This window comes from Sphingomonas anseongensis (assembly GCF_023516495.1).
GTDB classification, from domain to species: Bacteria; Pseudomonadota; Alphaproteobacteria; order Sphingomonadales; family Sphingomonadaceae; genus Sphingomicrobium; species Sphingomicrobium anseongensis.
In genome coordinates this window covers 2,004,033-2,018,634 of the sequence record NZ_JAMGBC010000001.1, presented here as the reverse complement: position 1 = coordinate 2,018,634, position 14,602 = coordinate 2,004,033, and the positions used below count along the sequence as shown (strand labels likewise).

The window sequence follows — 14,602 nt, the reverse complement described above, 5'->3', positions numbered from 1 at the left end:
GCGGCGCTTAGGCGGCTGGGAGCCAGCCTTCAAGTTCGCGGCGGACGAGCTCTTCGAGCATCTCCATGCCCTCGGGCGAATCGTTGAGGCAATCGAGCCGGGCAAAGCGCTCGCCGCCCGCGGCGACAAAGGTCTCGCGGCCGCGGATCTCCAGCTCCTCCAGCGTTTCGACGCAATCGGCGGAGAAGCCCGGAGCGGCGATTGCTATCCGGGTGACTCCTTTCGACGGATAAGCTGCGAGCGTCGTGTCCGTCGCAGGCTCCAGCCATTTCGCTCGCCCGAAACGCGACTGGAAGGCGATATCGGTCGGGATCGATAGCTGCTCGTCGAGCAGCCGGGCCGTCTTCTGGCAATGGCAGTGATAGGGGTCACCAAGCTCCAGTGTCCGCTTGGGCATTCCGTGGAAGCTCAAAAGGAGCCGCTGGGGCTCGAAATCGAGCGCCTTCAACTGCCGCTCGATGCTGGTGCGAAGCGCACCGAGGTAGAGAGGGTCATCGTGGTACGGCGGCAAGGTGCGAAGCGCCGGCTGTCGCCGCATGGATGCGACCGCCGCGAACAGCGCATCGAGCGCGCTTGCAGTCGTGGCCGCGCAATATTGCGGGTAGAGCGGCGCCGCGAAAATTCGGTCGCAGCCTGCCTTCACCATCTTCTCGACGGCGGCCTCGATTCCCGGGTTGCCGTAGCGCATCGCAAAGTCGACCCTCACGTCCGCGCCAAGGCGCTTTTGCAGCGCCACCGCCTGACGCCTGGTGATCGCAGCGAGCGGCGAGCCCTCTTCGCTCCACACCTGGCGATAGGCATGAGCGGACTTCTTCGGCCGGGTGCGGAGCACGACGCCGTGAAGGATTGGCCGCCATAGCCATTGCGGGATTTCGATCACTCTCGGGTCCGTCAGGAATTCGGCGAGATACCGCCGCACTGCGCCCGGTTCCGGAGCGTCGGGGGTGCCGAGGTTGATCAGCAGGACGCCGATCCGGCCATGCTCGACCTTCGGGTGATTCGGCGGCGCGGACTTGATCGTCAACGGCCGTAAAGCGCCTTCAGCGCAATGCGATCGACCTTGCCGGTCCCGAGCTTCGGCAGCGGCTCGTCGACGAAGATGAAGCGAGCGGGGATCTTGAAGGCGGCAATCGTCGCGTGAAGGAAGTCGCGCAGCGACTCCGCGTCGAGCGCGTTGCGGGCACGGATCACCGCCACAGGGACTTCGCCCAGCCGCTCGTCCGGCGCTCCGAAAACGGCGGCTTCGGCAACATCGGGGCAGGCATAGCAGGCGGCCTCTACCTCGGCGGTGGAGATGTTCTCGCCGCCGCGGATGATGATCTCCTTCTTGCGGTCGACGATGAAGAGGTAGCCGTCCTCGTCGAGATAGCCGATGTCGCCGGACCGGACGAAGCCATCGGCGGTGAAGATCTCCTTCGTCGCATCGGGATTCTGCCAATAGCATTTCATGTTGGCCGCCGAGCGAATTGCGATCTCGCCCCGCTCCCCTGTCGCGAGGTGTGCGTCGTTCGGGCCGAGGATGGCGATCTCGACGAACGGCTTCTGCGCCCGCCCGGTGGACGCCGGCTTCTCCGCGTAGCTCGACCAGAAATTGCTGCAGCCGACAGCGTTGGTTTCGGTGAGGCCGTAGCCGAGCGCCGGCTGCGCCCAACCGAAAGCCTTTTGCAACCGCTCAACGTGGCGGATGGGGCGCGGCGCACCGCCGGCGGCGATATCCGTCAGCGAGGACAGGTCGTATTTGTCGTGGTCGGGATGCGTCATCAGCTCGAGGCTCATCGTCGGCACCCCGACGAAATAGGTGACCTTCTCCTTCTCGATCAGCCGGAGCGCCTCGCCGGCATCCCATTTGGACATCAGCACCATGCCGCGGCCGATGACGAAGCTGTTCAAAAGGACCGGAACTTCGCCGGTGACGTGGAACAAAGGAACGCTGAGCAGCGTGCGCGGCGGGTTCGGCGGCGGCCGCCCCTCGCTCTCCAGAATCGACAGCAGGGTGAGGAGATGTGACGCATAGGTGTAGACGCCCGTCGTGACGGCCCGATGGGTCGACAGCGCGCCCTTGGATTCGCCGGTCGAGCCAGACGTGAACAGGATCGTGGCCTCGTCGTCGGGAGCGATGTCCGGGAGGTCCGATTCTCCGGCCTCCAGCAATGGAGCCAACGCTTGCTCGATCGGCAGGTCGACATCGATCGAAATGACGTTTGCGGCGGAGATTCGCGCTGCTCTCGTCGAGTCCGCGAGCGCCAGCGCCGGCTTCGTGAGGTCCAGCGCATGCGCCATCTCGTCCGATTGCCACCAGCCATTGAGAAGCGTCGCAACGGCGCCGGCCTTGAGCGCCGCCATGTAGGAGACGATCCACGTAGGGCAGTTGCGCATGGCGATCGCGATCCGATCGCCCTTCGAAATTCCCCTTGCGGCAAGCGCCCGCGCCAGTCTTTCCGACAAGCTGTTCAGCTCGGCGAACGTCAGCCGCTCGCTGCCCGCGACCACGGCCTCGGTCTGCGCGTTGAGACCGCAAAAGGTGCGGAATAGGGCCGGTAACGTGCCGGGAAAGTTGGCGACGAACGGCCTGCCCTGCGCGTCGAGTTCGACCTGAATCCGACCGCCGGGTCCGGTGACGGCAGCAAGGGTCTCGTCGAATTTCCGATCGAGATCACTCGCCATTCAACACACCCGCCGCCGTTTGCCTTTGCCGTACGGCACCTTATGAGACGCGGACCGAAAAGGAAGAGCCTTGCCGACGACCGACCAATCCAATGCGATCGCCTGGACCGACCTTCACCTGTCGCCGGTCGCGCTTCACCTCGGCTTCTTTGACCTCCGCTGGTACAGCCTTGCGTACCTCGCGGGCATCTTCCTCGGCTATTGGTATCTTCTCAAGCTTCTCAAGCAGCCGGGCGCCCCGATGGCGCGGCGTCACGCCGACGATCTGGTCTTCTACGCGGCGCTCGGGATCATCCTCGGCGGCCGCCTCGGCTACGTGCTGTTCTACAACCTGCCCTTCTACGCCCAGCACCCGATCGAGGCGCTCAAGCTGTGGGACGGGGGCATGTCGTTCCACGGCGGCCTCGTCGGCACAGTGCTCGGAATCCTCTACCTCAGCTGGAAGCAGAAGCTGCCGGCGCTCAGGATCCACGATTATGTCGCCTGCGTCGCGCCCATCGGCCTGTTCTTCGGCCGCCTCGCCAATTTCGTGAACCACGAGCTGTGGGGAGCGCCGACCAACGTCCCTTGGGCAATCCGTTTTCCCGAAGTGGTCGCGGGAATGACCGTCCTCGGCCCCCCGCGGCACCCGAGCCAGCTCTACGAAGCGCTGCTCGAGGGGGCCGTCCTGTTCGCGATCCTTGCGTGGATGTTCTGGAAGACGCAGGCCCGCTACGAGCCGGGCAAGCTCGTCGGCGCTTTCGGCTTCTTCTACGGAGTTTTCCGCTTCCTGGTGGAATTCGTCCGCGAGCCCGACCCTCAGCTCACCGGCTTCGCTCATGCAACCGGCCTACACATGGGCCAGTGGCTGTCGCTGCCGCTGATCTTCGGCGGAATCTGGCTGATGTGGACCGCCAAGGCCCGCCGGGTGCGCGTCGAACCGACCCTCGGGACCGCGAGCGTCTCTTGACCCCGCTGGAGCGGGCGCTCCGGGACCAGATCCTTTCCGAAGGTCCCATCACGGTCGAAGCCTTCATGCACGCGTGCAACGCTTATTATTATGCGACCCGCGATCCGCTCGGCACCCGTGGCGACTTCACGACGGCGCCGGAAATCAGCCAGATGTTCGGCGAGCTCATCGGCGCGTGCCTCGCCGCCTGCTGGGCAGCCGCCGAGAAGCCTGAGGATGTAATCTACATCGAGCTCGGGCCTGGCAGAGGGACGTTAGCAGCGGATGCGCTGCGCGTGCTTCGGTCCGCGGGCCTCGATCCGCCGGTCCATTTGGTCGAGACGAGCCCGATCCTACGCGGCGCCCAGGCGGAGGCGGTTCCCGGAGCGACCTGGCACGACGATCTATCGACCCTGCCCAACTCGCCGATGCTGGTCGTAGCTAATGAATTCCTCGACGCGCTCCCGGTCCGCCAGCTGGTCGACGGGATCGAGCGCAAGGTGACCGCGGCCGCCGGCGGGCTGGCCTTCGACCGCGACGGGACGATCGTCGAGCAGTCGCCGGCGCGCGGCGAGGCCGTGGCCGAAATCGCTAAGCGCCTCATCAGCAACGGCGGCGCGGCGCTCATCATCGATTACGGACATGAACGCAGCGCGCCCGGCGACACCCTTCAGGCGGTCCGCGGCCATCGCTACGCTCCGGTTCTCGACAAGCCGGGAGAACAGGATTTGACCGCCCATGTCGATTTCGAGGCCGTAGCGAAGGCCGCCGTGGACGCCGGAGCGAAAGTCACCCGGCTCGTCACCCAGCGCCAGTGGCTCGAGCGTCTCGGCATATCGGCACGAGCCGAGGCGCTCGCCGCCGCCCATCCCCACCGTGCCGAGGAGATTGGGGCCGCGCGGACACGTCTGACGGCCCCGGGCGGGATGGGCGATTTGTTCAAGGTGCTGGCGATCCACTCGCCCGACTGGCCGTCTCCGGCGGGGCTCGAATGAGCGTCGAGGTGATCCGCACGAATGTGCTCGCAGGTACGCCGCACGGCTTCCTTGGCCGGAGAGGCGGCGTCTCGACGGGCATAGTCGCTGGTCTGAACGTCGGCACGGGCAGCACGGACCAGCCTGAGGCAATCGCCGAGAACCGGAAGCGCGCGGTCGAGGCGGTGCTTCCCGCCGCCCAGCTGGCGACGGTCTACCAGGTCCATTCCGGCGACGCCGTGGTCGTTCAGTCTCCCTGGCCGCACGACCAGCGGCCGAAGGCCGACGCAATGGCGACCGACAGGCCTGGAATCCTTCTCGGAATCCTCACCGCCGACTGCGCGCCGGTTCTGCTCGCCGACGCTGAAGCGGGCGTCGTAGGGGCAGCGCACGCAGGCTGGCGCGGAGCGCTTGCCGGAGTGACCGACTCTGCAATCGCCGCGATGGAAAGCCTCGGCGCAAGGCGCGAGCGCATCGCCGCGGCCATCGGTCCGTGCATCGGTCAGGCCAGCTACGAGGTGGACGAAGCCTTCCGCCAGCGCTTCGTCGAAGCCGACGAAACCAACGACCGCTTCTTCGCGACCGTCGCCGGTCAGCGGCCGCACTTCGACCTCGAAGCGTACGTCGCCTCGCGCCTCGCCGCCGCAGGACTCGCTTCCGTCGAGCCGCTCGGCCTCGACACCTATGCCGATGCGGACCGTTTCTTCAGCTACCGACGCGCGACCCACAACCGCGAGCCCGATTACGGGCGCCAGATCAGCCTCATCGGGCTTGCCTGACCGCATCTCCCTTTCCGGCCGACCCAATCATCGGCTAGGGCCCGGCGATGACGAACGAAAACGAAAACGAGCTTAGCGGAACGCAGAAGCGCCGGCCCAAGCAATCGCCGACCAAGATCGGCAATCACCAGCTCAGCCCCTCGACCCTGATGATGGGCTACGGGTTCGACCCGGAGCTCAGCGAAGGCTCGCTGAAACCGCCCATCTTCCTCACCTCCACCTTTGTTTTCGAGAATGCGGCCGCGGGCAAGCGCTTCTTTGAAGGCGTGACCGGCAAGCGCCCCGGCGGCGCGGAGGGCCTGATTTACTCCCGCTTCAACGGCCCGAACCAGGAGATCCTCGAAGATCGCCTGAGCCTGTGGGAGGACGCCGACGACGCTTTGTCCTTCTCCAGCGGAATGTCGGCAATCGCGACGCTCCTGCTCACCTTCGTCCGCCCCGGCGATGTCGTCGTCCACTCCGGCCCGCTCTACGCGGCGACCGAGACTTTGATCGCCAAGATCCTCAGCCAGTTCGGCGTGTCGTGGGTCGACTTCCCCTCAGGCTCGACGCGCGAGGAGATCGACGCGACCATCGAGCGCGCTAAGACCATGGGCCGGGTCGCGCTCATCTATCTCGAAAGCCCGGCGAACCCGACCAACCAGCTTGTCGACGTGGAAGCCGTCGCCGCAGCGCGGAAGGCGGCTTTCAAGCCGGACGAACTGCCGCCGATCGCGATGGACAACACCTTCCTGGGGCCGTTGTGGGCGAAGCCGCTCGCGCAAGGCGCTGACCTAAGCATCTACAGCCTGACCAAATATGCCGGCGGGCACAGCGATCTCGTCGCCGGCGGGCTCGTCGGCCGCAAGGACCTGATCAACCAGGTGCGCAGCATGCGCAACACGATCGGCACCATTTGCGACCCCAACACCGCCTGGATGCTACTGCGCAGTCTCGAAACTCTCGAGCTCAGGATGGAGAAGGCGGGAAGGAATGCCGAAAAAGTCTGCGCCTTCCTCCGCGATCATCCCAAGGTCGAGAAGGTCGGCTACCTCGGCTTCCTCGAAGAGGGGTCGCGCCAGGCCGACATCTACAACCGCCACTGCACCGGCGCCGGATCCACCTTCTCCCTCTACCTGAAGGGCGGAGAGAAGGAGGCGTTCGCCTTCCTCGACTCCCTGCAGATCGCGCATCTCGCGGTCAGCCTTGGCGGCACCGAGACCCTCGCCAGCGCTCCGGCTGCGATGACCCACCTGTCGGTGCCCGACGACCGCAAGGCCGCGCTTGGGATCACTCCGAACCTGGTGCGGATCTCCATCGGCGTCGAGAATGCCGACGACCTCATCGCCGACTTCGCGAACGCTCTCGAAGCGGTCTAGTCCGTAAGGAAGCGGGCGACCACGTCCTGGCCTAGCCGCGTCGGACGCATCGTTACCGCGTCGAGGCAACACCACGAGCTCCGCACCTCGGCAAGAACCTCTTCGCCGCGCTTCACGACTGTGGTGAAAAAGCTCCGCGCGCCGTGCACCTTTTCGGCGATCACTTCGGCGACGACCCGGTCGTTCAGGAAGGTCGGCTTGCGATAGGTGATCTCATGCTTGAGCGCGACCCAGAGGTGCTTGGCGACGGCCTCGGCTGGGGCCATGCTCTGCCAGTAATGGACGACCGCGTCCTGAACCCACCGAAGGTACACGGAATTGTTGACGTGCCCCATGGTGTCGATGTCCTGTTCGGCGACACTGATGTCGTGGCGAAACATTTGCAGCCTCCTCGGCTCGACAATCGGCCCTGACCGCAGCCGTTACAAGGGGTTGGCGCAGCTATTTCCCGATTTGGAGGCTAACGCCCCCAATCCTCGACCGCCCAGCCCCGCTCGGCGTCGAAAGCAGTCACGGCAACTTTGGGTGGAAAACGGACATCTATTCAAGCGCTGCGTGTTTGCCGTAGCGTTTGACGATGGGTCGGCTCAGTCGCGCAGCATCGCTCGCCGTTCTGGCTATGGCACTGACTTCATGTCAGCCACCAAGCCGAGACATCGTGGTTGTATGGCGGAACGGCCAGCTTGTCGTGGACTTCCCGTGGAGCTTGTGGCGGCTCGTCGGTCTTCAAGACAAATCGTACTGCATCCGGCGGGTTGAGCTATTCGATGCGTCCAAGTTGTTGTGGACATTGGATAAGAATGAGGCCGGGCCGATCTATCATTCTTGCCTCGAAGTAACGATGCCGTTGCGCATCGGTATGCCAATCGCTGGGTTCGTGTCGAAAGGGCAGCCCGCACTCCGTGCTGGCTCAACCTACGGCGTGGCAATTAGTGGCATCGGCGATGGTCGAGTGGACTTCACCTTACGCGGACATGGTTCACCAACAATCGAAACAGATTGGAAGAAACAGATTGAGCCACCCTGTGGCAGCTACTTCGGCGAGTGTAAGCGCTAGTGCTCTAGTGTCCGCAATGGGTCGATGGCGGTCGCGGCAGGTTTGGGTGGAAAGCGGACATTAGCTTCGGGTGGCACCCTTTCCCCACAACGTCAGCACTGTGGACACCGGCAGGAGTAGGATTGCTACCCCAAAAGGCACAAGATTGTAGGTCATCTCGCGTGCGGGTGGGACGAAAGCAGAAAGCCCTCCTGCCACGAGCAACGGCATTGAAATGCCTATCGCCAACAGCATTGAACGAGAAGTGGGCGAGGCGACACGGCTAGAAAACCGCCCAAGTGTGAATGATCCAATCGTAATCATAGCGACAGCGACAAGGATGGTTGCCAGGTCAATCACGTCTCCCATGCCATCACATACCCGACGGAGCTGACACCTGCCATTCCTGTCGCGGCAAGTTTGGGTGGAAAGCGGACGTTAGCGCTTCCCCCCGACCAGCACGTAGAGAGCCGCCCAAAACAGCCCCGAGGCAACAAATCCGATAACACCCCAAGTTGTATCGCCCAGCGCTACTAGGGCCGCTGAAATTACAGCCGCGATGATGACGCACGAAAGCGCCGGTCCAGGCATCCGCATGAAGGGTAGATTGGTCGGGCCAGCCAATGTCCGCAATGGGTCGAAAGCAGTCACGGCAACTTTGGGTGGAAAGCGGACGCGGCGTCAACGCTTGTGCAGGCGTCGGATCGACAGCAGAAAGAATGCGACCATCAAAATGATCGCAACGCTCGTTGCCACGATCCAGGAATAGCCAAGCCACACGATCAGCTCCCGCACGAGAGCAGCGGTCAGGACTAGAGCGACAAGCCACCAACGGGACACATTTTCCCGCTCGCACCTACTTGGGTCGAAAGCAACCAAACGTCTGCAATGGGTGGAAACCAGACACTATTGCCCTGACGCGGTTTCTCTCGCTGCCACAATGCTGGGGGCCTCTCGTAGCTTGTCCAAGCTCGTTAGAATGAGCACCGGATCCCCGTCCCGCTCTTGCACGACAAACCCATTAGCTACTGCCTCAAAACCAAGCACGTCTTCCCGCTGAACCGCAACACTCACCAGCTTCATGAACTCAGGTGGCGCGTCGCCAATGAAAGTTATGGGGACTTGAACGCCAGGACATGAGTTGAGCAAAACCTTGGTGCCAAGTTCACCAAAGATGAAACCTTTGACCGGCGTTTCACCCAAGCGCTGACCTACACGGGAACACTGCGACTTTGCCAGTTCAGGCGGTTCTGATGTGCACGAGGTTGCGGTGGCAATCAGGATCAGCAGAGCTGCTCGGATTGATGTGTTCATTCGTGCAGTATCTGTGGGTTAGCTAATGTCCGCAATGGGTCGAAAGCAGACATTAGCCCCAATCTTCCACGGCCCACCCTCTCTCCACGGCCATGCGCGCAAGCCGGTCATGCGGGTTCACCGCCACCGGCTCGTCCGACCAGTTGAACGCCGGCTCGTCGGACGCGTGGTCGGAATAGAAGCGGACGTGGCCGTGCTTGCCGAGCAGGCCTGATTTTTCGACCCAGTCGGCGATCATCCGCATCTTCTCCTCGCCGTAGCAATTGCTGCCTTCGATCCGTGCGTGCACGCGCTCATCGAGGCCGATCACCGAGCCGGTGGCGATCACGTCGTCGAAATGCAGCCGCTCGGCGATCGCGTCGGCGTAGAGGCGGTACGATGCGGTCGCGAGGACCAGCCGGCGTCCTTCGGAGCGGTCACGTTCGATTGCCTTCCGAGCGCCCGGCCGGATGTTGCGGGCGATGGTCGCATCGGCGAAGCTTTCCGCCAGCGGCATGAGGTCTCGCCCATGGACCTTGTGGCCGATCAACAGCGTCTGGCAGATCTCCTTCAGCCGGCCGCGGTCGAACAGGCCCATCGCATAAGCCAGCATCGCCAGGACCACGACGGGGGCAAAGACCAGCCGCCATTGCTGCCGCCGCATGGCGCAGTGGATCAGGAACAAGGTATAGGTCGGGCGACGGGTGATCGTCCGGTCGAGATCGTAGACCGCAAGGTCGCTCATGAGCGTTCCTTGAGCAGCTGCTCGACCAGCCCGTGATCCGCAAGCTTGTCGACGTCGACCGCCGCGAGCGGGTCGGACAGGTCGACCGCCTCGATCTTGGCCCCCAGCCTTTCGCCGATCCTGTCGAGCGTCTGGTGGATGGTCCGGAGCCGAAGCGCCGCTCCGACGAAGGTGAGCGGTCCAAGCGCCCACAGCAATGACCAGGCTTTCTTCCGGTCCTGCTCGATCGACCGCCACACTTCGAGCGCGGGAAGCACCTTCTTGCCGCTCAGCAGGAACATGTTCGCGCCGCTGTAGGCGCCCGAACGGAAGCGAATCCAGGTCCGCTGCGACCTCGGCAAGCGCGCCATCAAATTTTCGCGCTCGACCACGCCGATCGCGATGTCGGCAAGCTCCCCCAGGTCGCAGAATTCGTCGATCATGCCGTGGTCGAGAAGAACGTGGTCGGCGGTGGTGACGAACAGCGGCCATTCCAAGGTAGGGTCGAAGCACATGCGCTCGAGAGTTGCGGCGATCGATCCGAGCGACTTCTCGACGCTGAGCTTGGGATGCGCGGGCAAGGCCTCGGCTATCCGCTCAGGCTCCTGCGCGAGCACCAGCACCCGCGAGAAGCGGGGCGAGGCGAGCAGGGCCTCGACCGGCCAGCGAACCATCGGCTTGCCGCCGACGGGCACGAGGGCCTTGAGGTCGGTCCCGAAGGCCGCCGCAAGCGGGTCGCTCCCGGGCCTGGAGCCGGCCAGGACGACCGCGATCATGTCAGCCAGGACACGACCGGCTCCCCCCGCCACGCGCGCATCTCGGCCTGCGCCAGGCGGACGGTGTGGAAAATCAGCGACAGGATCGTCCACGCGCCGACGAGCTCGAGCCCGACGTCCGGCCGCCCCGCGAGCAGGGCGAGGACGAGGAGCACCATGTTCGGGTTGCGGCGGGCAGTGACCAGCCGGAATCGGCTGTCGATCGGCCGCCACACGTGGATGTGCATGGCGAAGCGCTTGATGAAGATGCCTTCGATCACGCGTTGCGCGACATAGCCGATGACGATCGTTGCCAGCAGCATCGTCTCATAGACCGGCTCCAGCGGGCGGCCGTAAGTCCCCAGCCCGTGCGCCCAGGCCCAGTACCAGAAGGGCGGGTGGATGAGGTCGATCCCGTGGTCGAGCACCTCACCCCATCGCGACGAGGTCCCCGTGCAGCGCGCGAGCTTCCCGTCGACGGTGTCGAGCACCATGAAGATGAAGCCCGCGGCCACTCCCAGCCAGTAATTGCCGAACCAGAAATAGAAGAAGGCGAGGACGCACAGCAGCCCGCCGAACGCGGTGATGACGTTGGGGGTCAGCCCCGCCTCGGCCGCCCAGCGGGTCAGGTAGAAGGCCGGCCGTCGCCACAGGTAGAGCGTCAGCACGTCGGTAACGCCCTTGTACGAGGCGTCGTATGCCGCGCGCTCGACGTCGCCCGCGGTCTCTTCGCTCAGCGGAAGGACGAACGGCCGCTCGCGTTTCCTCAGCTCGTCGTAAGTGATCTCGGCATTCTGCGAGTCCAGCCGTTCCAGCCCTTCGAGGGAACCTCCGGCGCCGGTCATCGCCTGCTCGACCGGGGTCCGCGAATGGCCGACCGGGACGTGCGCGAGCACCGGGTGACCCTCGAACTCCAGCACGCTCCCCGGTCGCGTCGCCATCACCCGCAGCCACGCCGGGTCCCAGGCGAAGTCCATGTTCGCAAGGAGCGCCGGACTGCCCCCAGGGATGGAATCCACCCTCTCGAAGCCCGCATTTGCGGCCAGCCGGCAGGCGCGCTCGCGGCCCTCCAGCCCAAAGACGCGGGCCGAATTGTCACCGACTGGAAGGAAAACAGGGCGGCTTTGCTCGTCCATTCGGCAGTTTCTTTAGGGGCGCATCGGCAAGCATGAAAGTGGCTGGGCCTCGACATGCTTGCTGGATCACAAGATTTCGCGCACTCTTCCGCGCAGATGGACGGTGATCCGCCAGAGGGGGCTGAAGGAGACGGGGCGACTTACCGCATGGCGGGGTCGATCACGATCTCGCGCGCTGCGACCACGGCACGCGAGATTGCCGACCATCCCGACCCGCTGACCATAGACCTCAGCAATGTCAGGAACATGGACACTGTCGGCGCCTGGCTGGTCTATCGCACTGTCCGCGACCGCAACGCCAAGGTGACGGGAGCGAGCGAACAGGTCACGAGCCTGCTCGAGCAGGTCGCCGATGCCGACCACCCCGTTAAGGTCCACCCGGAAGAGCGGGGTGGATTCATCCGCGTGGTTCGCGAGCTTGGCGAATGGGTCGCGGAGGCGGGCGTCACCCTCGTCGGCCTTCTCGGCTTCTTCGGGGCGACGCTGATCGGCTTCGCCAACCTGATCAAGCGGCCCAAGCGTTTCCGGGTCAACGCCGTCGTCCAGCGCTTCGACGTCGTCGGAGTGCGTGCTCTCGGAATCATCGGGCTGATGAGCTTCCTGATCGGGATCGTCGTCGCCCAGCAGGGCGCGGTCCAGCTCCAGCAGTTCGGAGCCGAAATCTACACGATCAACCTGATCGGCCGGATCACCGTCCGCGAGCTCGGCACCTTGATGACGGCGATCATGGTCGCGGGCCGCTCCGGCTCCGCATTCGCCGCGCAGATCGGCACGATGAAGATCACCGAGGAGATCGACGCGATGCGGACGATCGGAGTCTCGCCGGTCGAGGCGCTGGTCATTCCGCGCCTGATCGCGACGGTGATCATGATGCCCTTGCTTGCCTTCTGGGCGATGCTGATGTCGCTGATCGGCGGCGGGATCTTCGTCTGGCTGGTCCTGTCGATACCTCCGCTCACCTACATCCAGCGGCTGCAGGAGGTGATCCCGATCACCGACCTTTGGATCGGCCTCATCAAGGCGCCGGTTTTCGGGTTCATCATCGCTCTTGCCGGATGCTTCCAGGGCATGCTCGTGGAGGGCAATTCGGAGGAAGTCGGGCAGCGGACGACGACCGCCGTTGTCCAGTCGATCTTTCTAGTGATCGTGCTCGATTCCGTCTTCGCCGTCTTCTTCAGCTCGATCGGGTGGCGGTGATGACGAACCCGAAAGACTGCTCGCCGGTCATCACCGTCCAGGGGCTTCGCAACAGCTTTGGCGAGCAGGTCGTCCACGAGAATCTGGACCTGACCGTCTGCCGCGGCGAGATTCTCGGCGTCGTCGGTGGGTCGGGAACCGGCAAGTCGGTCCTAATGCGCTCGATCATCGGCCTCCAGAGGCCCGACGAGGGCGAGGTCGAGGTCCTTGGCGAGAGCATGATCGACCGCGACGAGGACGAAGCGAAGAACATTCGCCGGCGCTGGGGAATTCTCTTCCAGAACGGTGCCCTCTTCTCGACGCTGACGGTCGCGGAGAATGTCGAGGTGCCGATCCGGGAATATTTCCCCTACATCGACAAGCAACTGATGGACGAGATCGCGTCCTACAAGATCGCGATGAGCGCCCTTCCCCAAGATGCCGGCCCGAAGTTCCCTTCGGAACTGTCCGGAGGCATGGTGAAGCGCGCCGGCCTCGCGCGGGCGCTCGCGCTCGACCCCGAGCTCCTGTTCCTCGACGAGCCGACCGCCGGCCTCGATCCGATCGCGGCTGCGTCGTTTGACGAGCTCATCCTTTCGCTCCAGAAGAAGCTGGACCTCACCGTCTTCTTGATCACCCACGACCTCGACACATTGTACGCCATCTGCGACCGTGTCGCGGTGCTTGCTGACAAGAAAGTGATAGCGGTCGGAACGATCCCGGAATTATTGGCTTTGGACCACCCCTGGATCCAGGAATATTTCAACGGGCCGCGTGGACGTGCCGCGGCGGACACGGCTGAGGAAAAGGTCGACGCCTGATGGAAACGCGGTCGAACTACATCTTGGTAGGCGCAGTCACGCTGGCGATGCTCGTCGGCTTGCTGATCTTCACGGTCTGGCTTGCCGGCCTGTCGAACCGGGAAACCCGATGCTTCGACATCTACTTCACTCAAGGCGTAGGCGGGCTGAACAAGGGCTCCAACGTCACCTTCAACGGTGTTCCCGTCGGCCAGATCAGCAAGATCTCGCTACTCCCCGACCGGCCCGAGTTCATCTGGGTCCGCATCGACGTCGAGCGCGAAACTCCGGTCGTCCAAGGCACGACCGCGGAAATCCACGGCGTCGGCTTTACCGGCGTTAGCGAAATCCAGCTGACCGGCGCATCGCGGGGCGCGCCCCCGATCCAGCAGACAGGTCCGCAAGGCTGCCCCGTCATTCCGTCGAGCACCAGCGGCCTTGGCGCGTTGCTCAACAGCGCTCCGGAGCTGATGGAACGCATCCAGAGGCTCACCGAACGTCTGACCGAGCTACTGTCCGACAAGAACCAGAACGCGATCTCCGACATCCTCGAGAATGTCGATCGCACCACCAAGGTGCTTGCAGACCGCGCTCCCGATCTCGCAGACACGCTCCGCGACACTCGGGTGGCGGTCCACAACGCCGGCATTGCGGCCGAACAGGTCGGAGCGCTTGCGCGGAACACCAACGCGCTTGTCACCGACCAGGGCCGCCCCGCGGTGGAGAACCTGAACAAGGCGATAGCTTCGGTTCAGTCGGCCGCCGACAATCTCGATGCGATGCTCAGCGACGCCCGGCCCGGAGTTCAGAACTTCAGCAAGTCGACGCTGCCCGAGCTCAATCACCTGGTCCGCGACCTTCGCGAGCTGACGCAGTCGCTCGAAGGGGTCTCGTCGCGGGTCGAGCAAGGCGGAATCGGCGGCGCTCTCGGGCCTGAGAAGCTGCCCGACTACAAACCGGGGAAGAAGCAATGAGAGCG

Annotated in this window: 15 protein-coding genes; 7 read left to right on the top strand and 8 right to left on the bottom strand. The window is 64.2% G+C overall.

What is annotated here, in order from left to right; translation table 11 throughout:
• Positions 1 to 7: 7 nt before the first annotated feature.
• Positions 8 to 1,024: a ferrochelatase gene (gene hemH, locus LZ519_RS10405; protein ID WP_249868602.1), complete on the bottom strand. Its 1,017-nt coding sequence runs from the start codon at positions 1,022 to 1,024 to the stop codon at positions 8 to 10.
• Positions 1,021 to 2,664: a class I adenylate-forming enzyme family protein gene (locus LZ519_RS10400; RefSeq protein ID WP_249868601.1), complete on the bottom strand. Its 1,644-nt coding sequence runs from the start codon at positions 2,662 to 2,664 to the stop codon at positions 1,021 to 1,023. Before LZ519_RS10400 ends, hemH begins: the two co-directional genes overlap by 4 nt.
• Positions 2,665 to 2,734: 70 nt before the next feature.
• Between LZ519_RS10400 and lgt the strand changes: the two genes are divergently transcribed.
• Genes lgt through LZ519_RS10380 form a run of 4 tightly spaced genes read left to right on the top strand, consistent with a single transcriptional unit; the run spans position 2,735 to position 6,703 of the window.
• A complete protein-coding gene (gene lgt, locus LZ519_RS10395) occupies positions 2,735 to 3,613 on the top strand; it encodes a prolipoprotein diacylglyceryl transferase (protein ID WP_249868600.1) in 879 nt (292 codons plus the stop codon).
• Positions 3,610 to 4,587 (top strand): class I SAM-dependent methyltransferase, encoded by a 978-nt coding sequence (locus LZ519_RS10390; RefSeq protein WP_249868599.1) that lies wholly within the window; start codon positions 3,610 to 3,612, stop codon positions 4,585 to 4,587. The genes lgt and LZ519_RS10390 overlap by 4 nt, the downstream gene beginning before the upstream one ends.
• Positions 4,584 to 5,345, top strand: a complete 762-nt coding sequence (gene pgeF / locus LZ519_RS10385) for a peptidoglycan editing factor PgeF (RefSeq protein ID WP_249868598.1) — start codon at positions 4,584 to 4,586, stop codon at positions 5,343 to 5,345. Before LZ519_RS10390 ends, pgeF begins: the two co-directional genes overlap by 4 nt.
• 47 nt (positions 5,346 to 5,392) lie before the next feature.
• Positions 5,393 to 6,703: a cystathionine gamma-synthase family protein gene (locus LZ519_RS10380; protein WP_249868597.1), complete on the top strand. Its 1,311-nt coding sequence runs from the start codon at positions 5,393 to 5,395 to the stop codon at positions 6,701 to 6,703.
• Here the strand turns inward: LZ519_RS10380 and LZ519_RS10375 are convergent.
• The 6 genes from LZ519_RS10375 to LZ519_RS10350 all read right to left on the bottom strand — a co-directional run bounded on the left by LZ519_RS10375 (position 6,700) and on the right by LZ519_RS10350 (position 11,647).
• Complete coding sequence (locus LZ519_RS10375) at positions 6,700 to 7,083, bottom strand: acyl-CoA thioesterase (RefSeq protein ID WP_249868596.1); 384 nt, start codon at positions 7,081 to 7,083, stop codon at positions 6,700 to 6,702. The two genes, LZ519_RS10380 and LZ519_RS10375, sit on opposite strands and share 4 nt — an antisense overlap.
• 1,337 nt (positions 7,084 to 8,420) lie before the next feature.
• A complete protein-coding gene (locus LZ519_RS10370) occupies positions 8,421 to 8,579 on the bottom strand; it encodes a hypothetical protein (protein ID WP_249868595.1) in 159 nt (52 codons plus the stop codon).
• Positions 8,580 to 8,645: 66 nt separating this feature from the next.
• Positions 8,646 to 9,053: a hypothetical protein gene (locus LZ519_RS10365; protein WP_249868594.1), complete on the bottom strand. Its 408-nt coding sequence runs from the start codon at positions 9,051 to 9,053 to the stop codon at positions 8,646 to 8,648.
• 52 nt (positions 9,054 to 9,105) lie between these two features.
• Entirely contained in the window at positions 9,106 to 9,777 is a 672-nt protein-coding gene (locus LZ519_RS10360; RefSeq protein ID WP_249868593.1) for an HAD family hydrolase, read from the bottom strand.
• Entirely contained in the window at positions 9,774 to 10,532 is a 759-nt protein-coding gene (locus LZ519_RS10355) for a nucleotidyltransferase family protein (RefSeq protein WP_249868592.1), read from the bottom strand. Before LZ519_RS10355 ends, LZ519_RS10360 begins: the two co-directional genes overlap by 4 nt.
• Positions 10,529 to 11,647 (bottom strand): CDP-alcohol phosphatidyltransferase family protein, encoded by a 1,119-nt coding sequence (locus tag LZ519_RS10350; RefSeq protein WP_249868591.1) that lies wholly within the window; start codon positions 11,645 to 11,647, stop codon positions 10,529 to 10,531. Before LZ519_RS10350 ends, LZ519_RS10355 begins: the two co-directional genes overlap by 4 nt.
• A gap of 147 nt (positions 11,648 to 11,794) precedes the next feature.
• Between LZ519_RS10350 and LZ519_RS10345 the strand changes: the two genes are divergently transcribed.
• From LZ519_RS10345 to LZ519_RS10335, 3 genes are read left to right on the top strand one after another with little or no spacing between them, the layout of a single operon-like run.
• Positions 11,795 to 12,844 (top strand): ABC transporter permease, encoded by a 1,050-nt coding sequence (locus LZ519_RS10345; RefSeq protein ID WP_249868590.1) that lies wholly within the window; start codon positions 11,795 to 11,797, stop codon positions 12,842 to 12,844.
• Entirely contained in the window at positions 12,844 to 13,644 is an 801-nt protein-coding gene (locus LZ519_RS10340; RefSeq protein ID WP_249868589.1) for an ABC transporter ATP-binding protein, read from the top strand. The genes LZ519_RS10345 and LZ519_RS10340 overlap by 1 nt, the downstream gene beginning before the upstream one ends.
• On the top strand, positions 13,644 to 14,597 hold the full coding sequence (locus LZ519_RS10335; protein WP_249868588.1) for an MlaD family protein: 954 nt from the start codon (positions 13,644 to 13,646) through the stop codon (positions 14,595 to 14,597). The genes LZ519_RS10340 and LZ519_RS10335 overlap by 1 nt, the downstream gene beginning before the upstream one ends.
• Positions 14,598 to 14,602 lie beyond the last annotated feature (5 nt).

Bases quoted from the DNA above. Each gene is read 5' to 3' on its own strand.
- LZ519_RS10400 (WP_249868601.1), bottom strand. From the start codon at position 2,664: ATGGCGAGTGATCTCGATCGGAAATTCGACGAGACCCTTGCTGCCGTC.
- pgeF (WP_249868598.1), top strand. From the start codon at position 4,584: ATGAGCGTCGAGGTGATCCGCACGAATGTGCTCGCAGGTACGCCGCAC.
- LZ519_RS10380 (WP_249868597.1), top strand. From the start codon at position 5,393: ATGACGAACGAAAACGAAAACGAGCTTAGCGGAACGCAGAAGCGCCGG.
- LZ519_RS10375 (WP_249868596.1), bottom strand. From the start codon at position 7,083: ATGTTTCGCCACGACATCAGTGTCGCCGAACAGGACATCGACACCATG.
- LZ519_RS10365 (WP_249868594.1), bottom strand. From the start codon at position 9,053: ATGAACACATCAATCCGAGCAGCTCTGCTGATCCTGATTGCCACCGCA.
- LZ519_RS10360 (WP_249868593.1), bottom strand. From the start codon at position 9,777: ATGAGCGACCTTGCGGTCTACGATCTCGACCGGACGATCACCCGTCGC.
- LZ519_RS10355 (WP_249868592.1), bottom strand. From the start codon at position 10,532: ATGATCGCGGTCGTCCTGGCCGGCTCCAGGCCCGGGAGCGACCCGCTT.
- LZ519_RS10350 (WP_249868591.1), bottom strand. From the start codon at position 11,647: ATGGACGAGCAAAGCCGCCCTGTTTTCCTTCCAGTCGGTGACAATTCG.
- LZ519_RS10345 (WP_249868590.1), top strand. From the start codon at position 11,795: ATGGCGGGGTCGATCACGATCTCGCGCGCTGCGACCACGGCACGCGAG.
- LZ519_RS10340 (WP_249868589.1), top strand. From the start codon at position 12,844: ATGACGAACCCGAAAGACTGCTCGCCGGTCATCACCGTCCAGGGGCTT.
- LZ519_RS10335 (WP_249868588.1), top strand. From the start codon at position 13,644: ATGGAAACGCGGTCGAACTACATCTTGGTAGGCGCAGTCACGCTGGCG.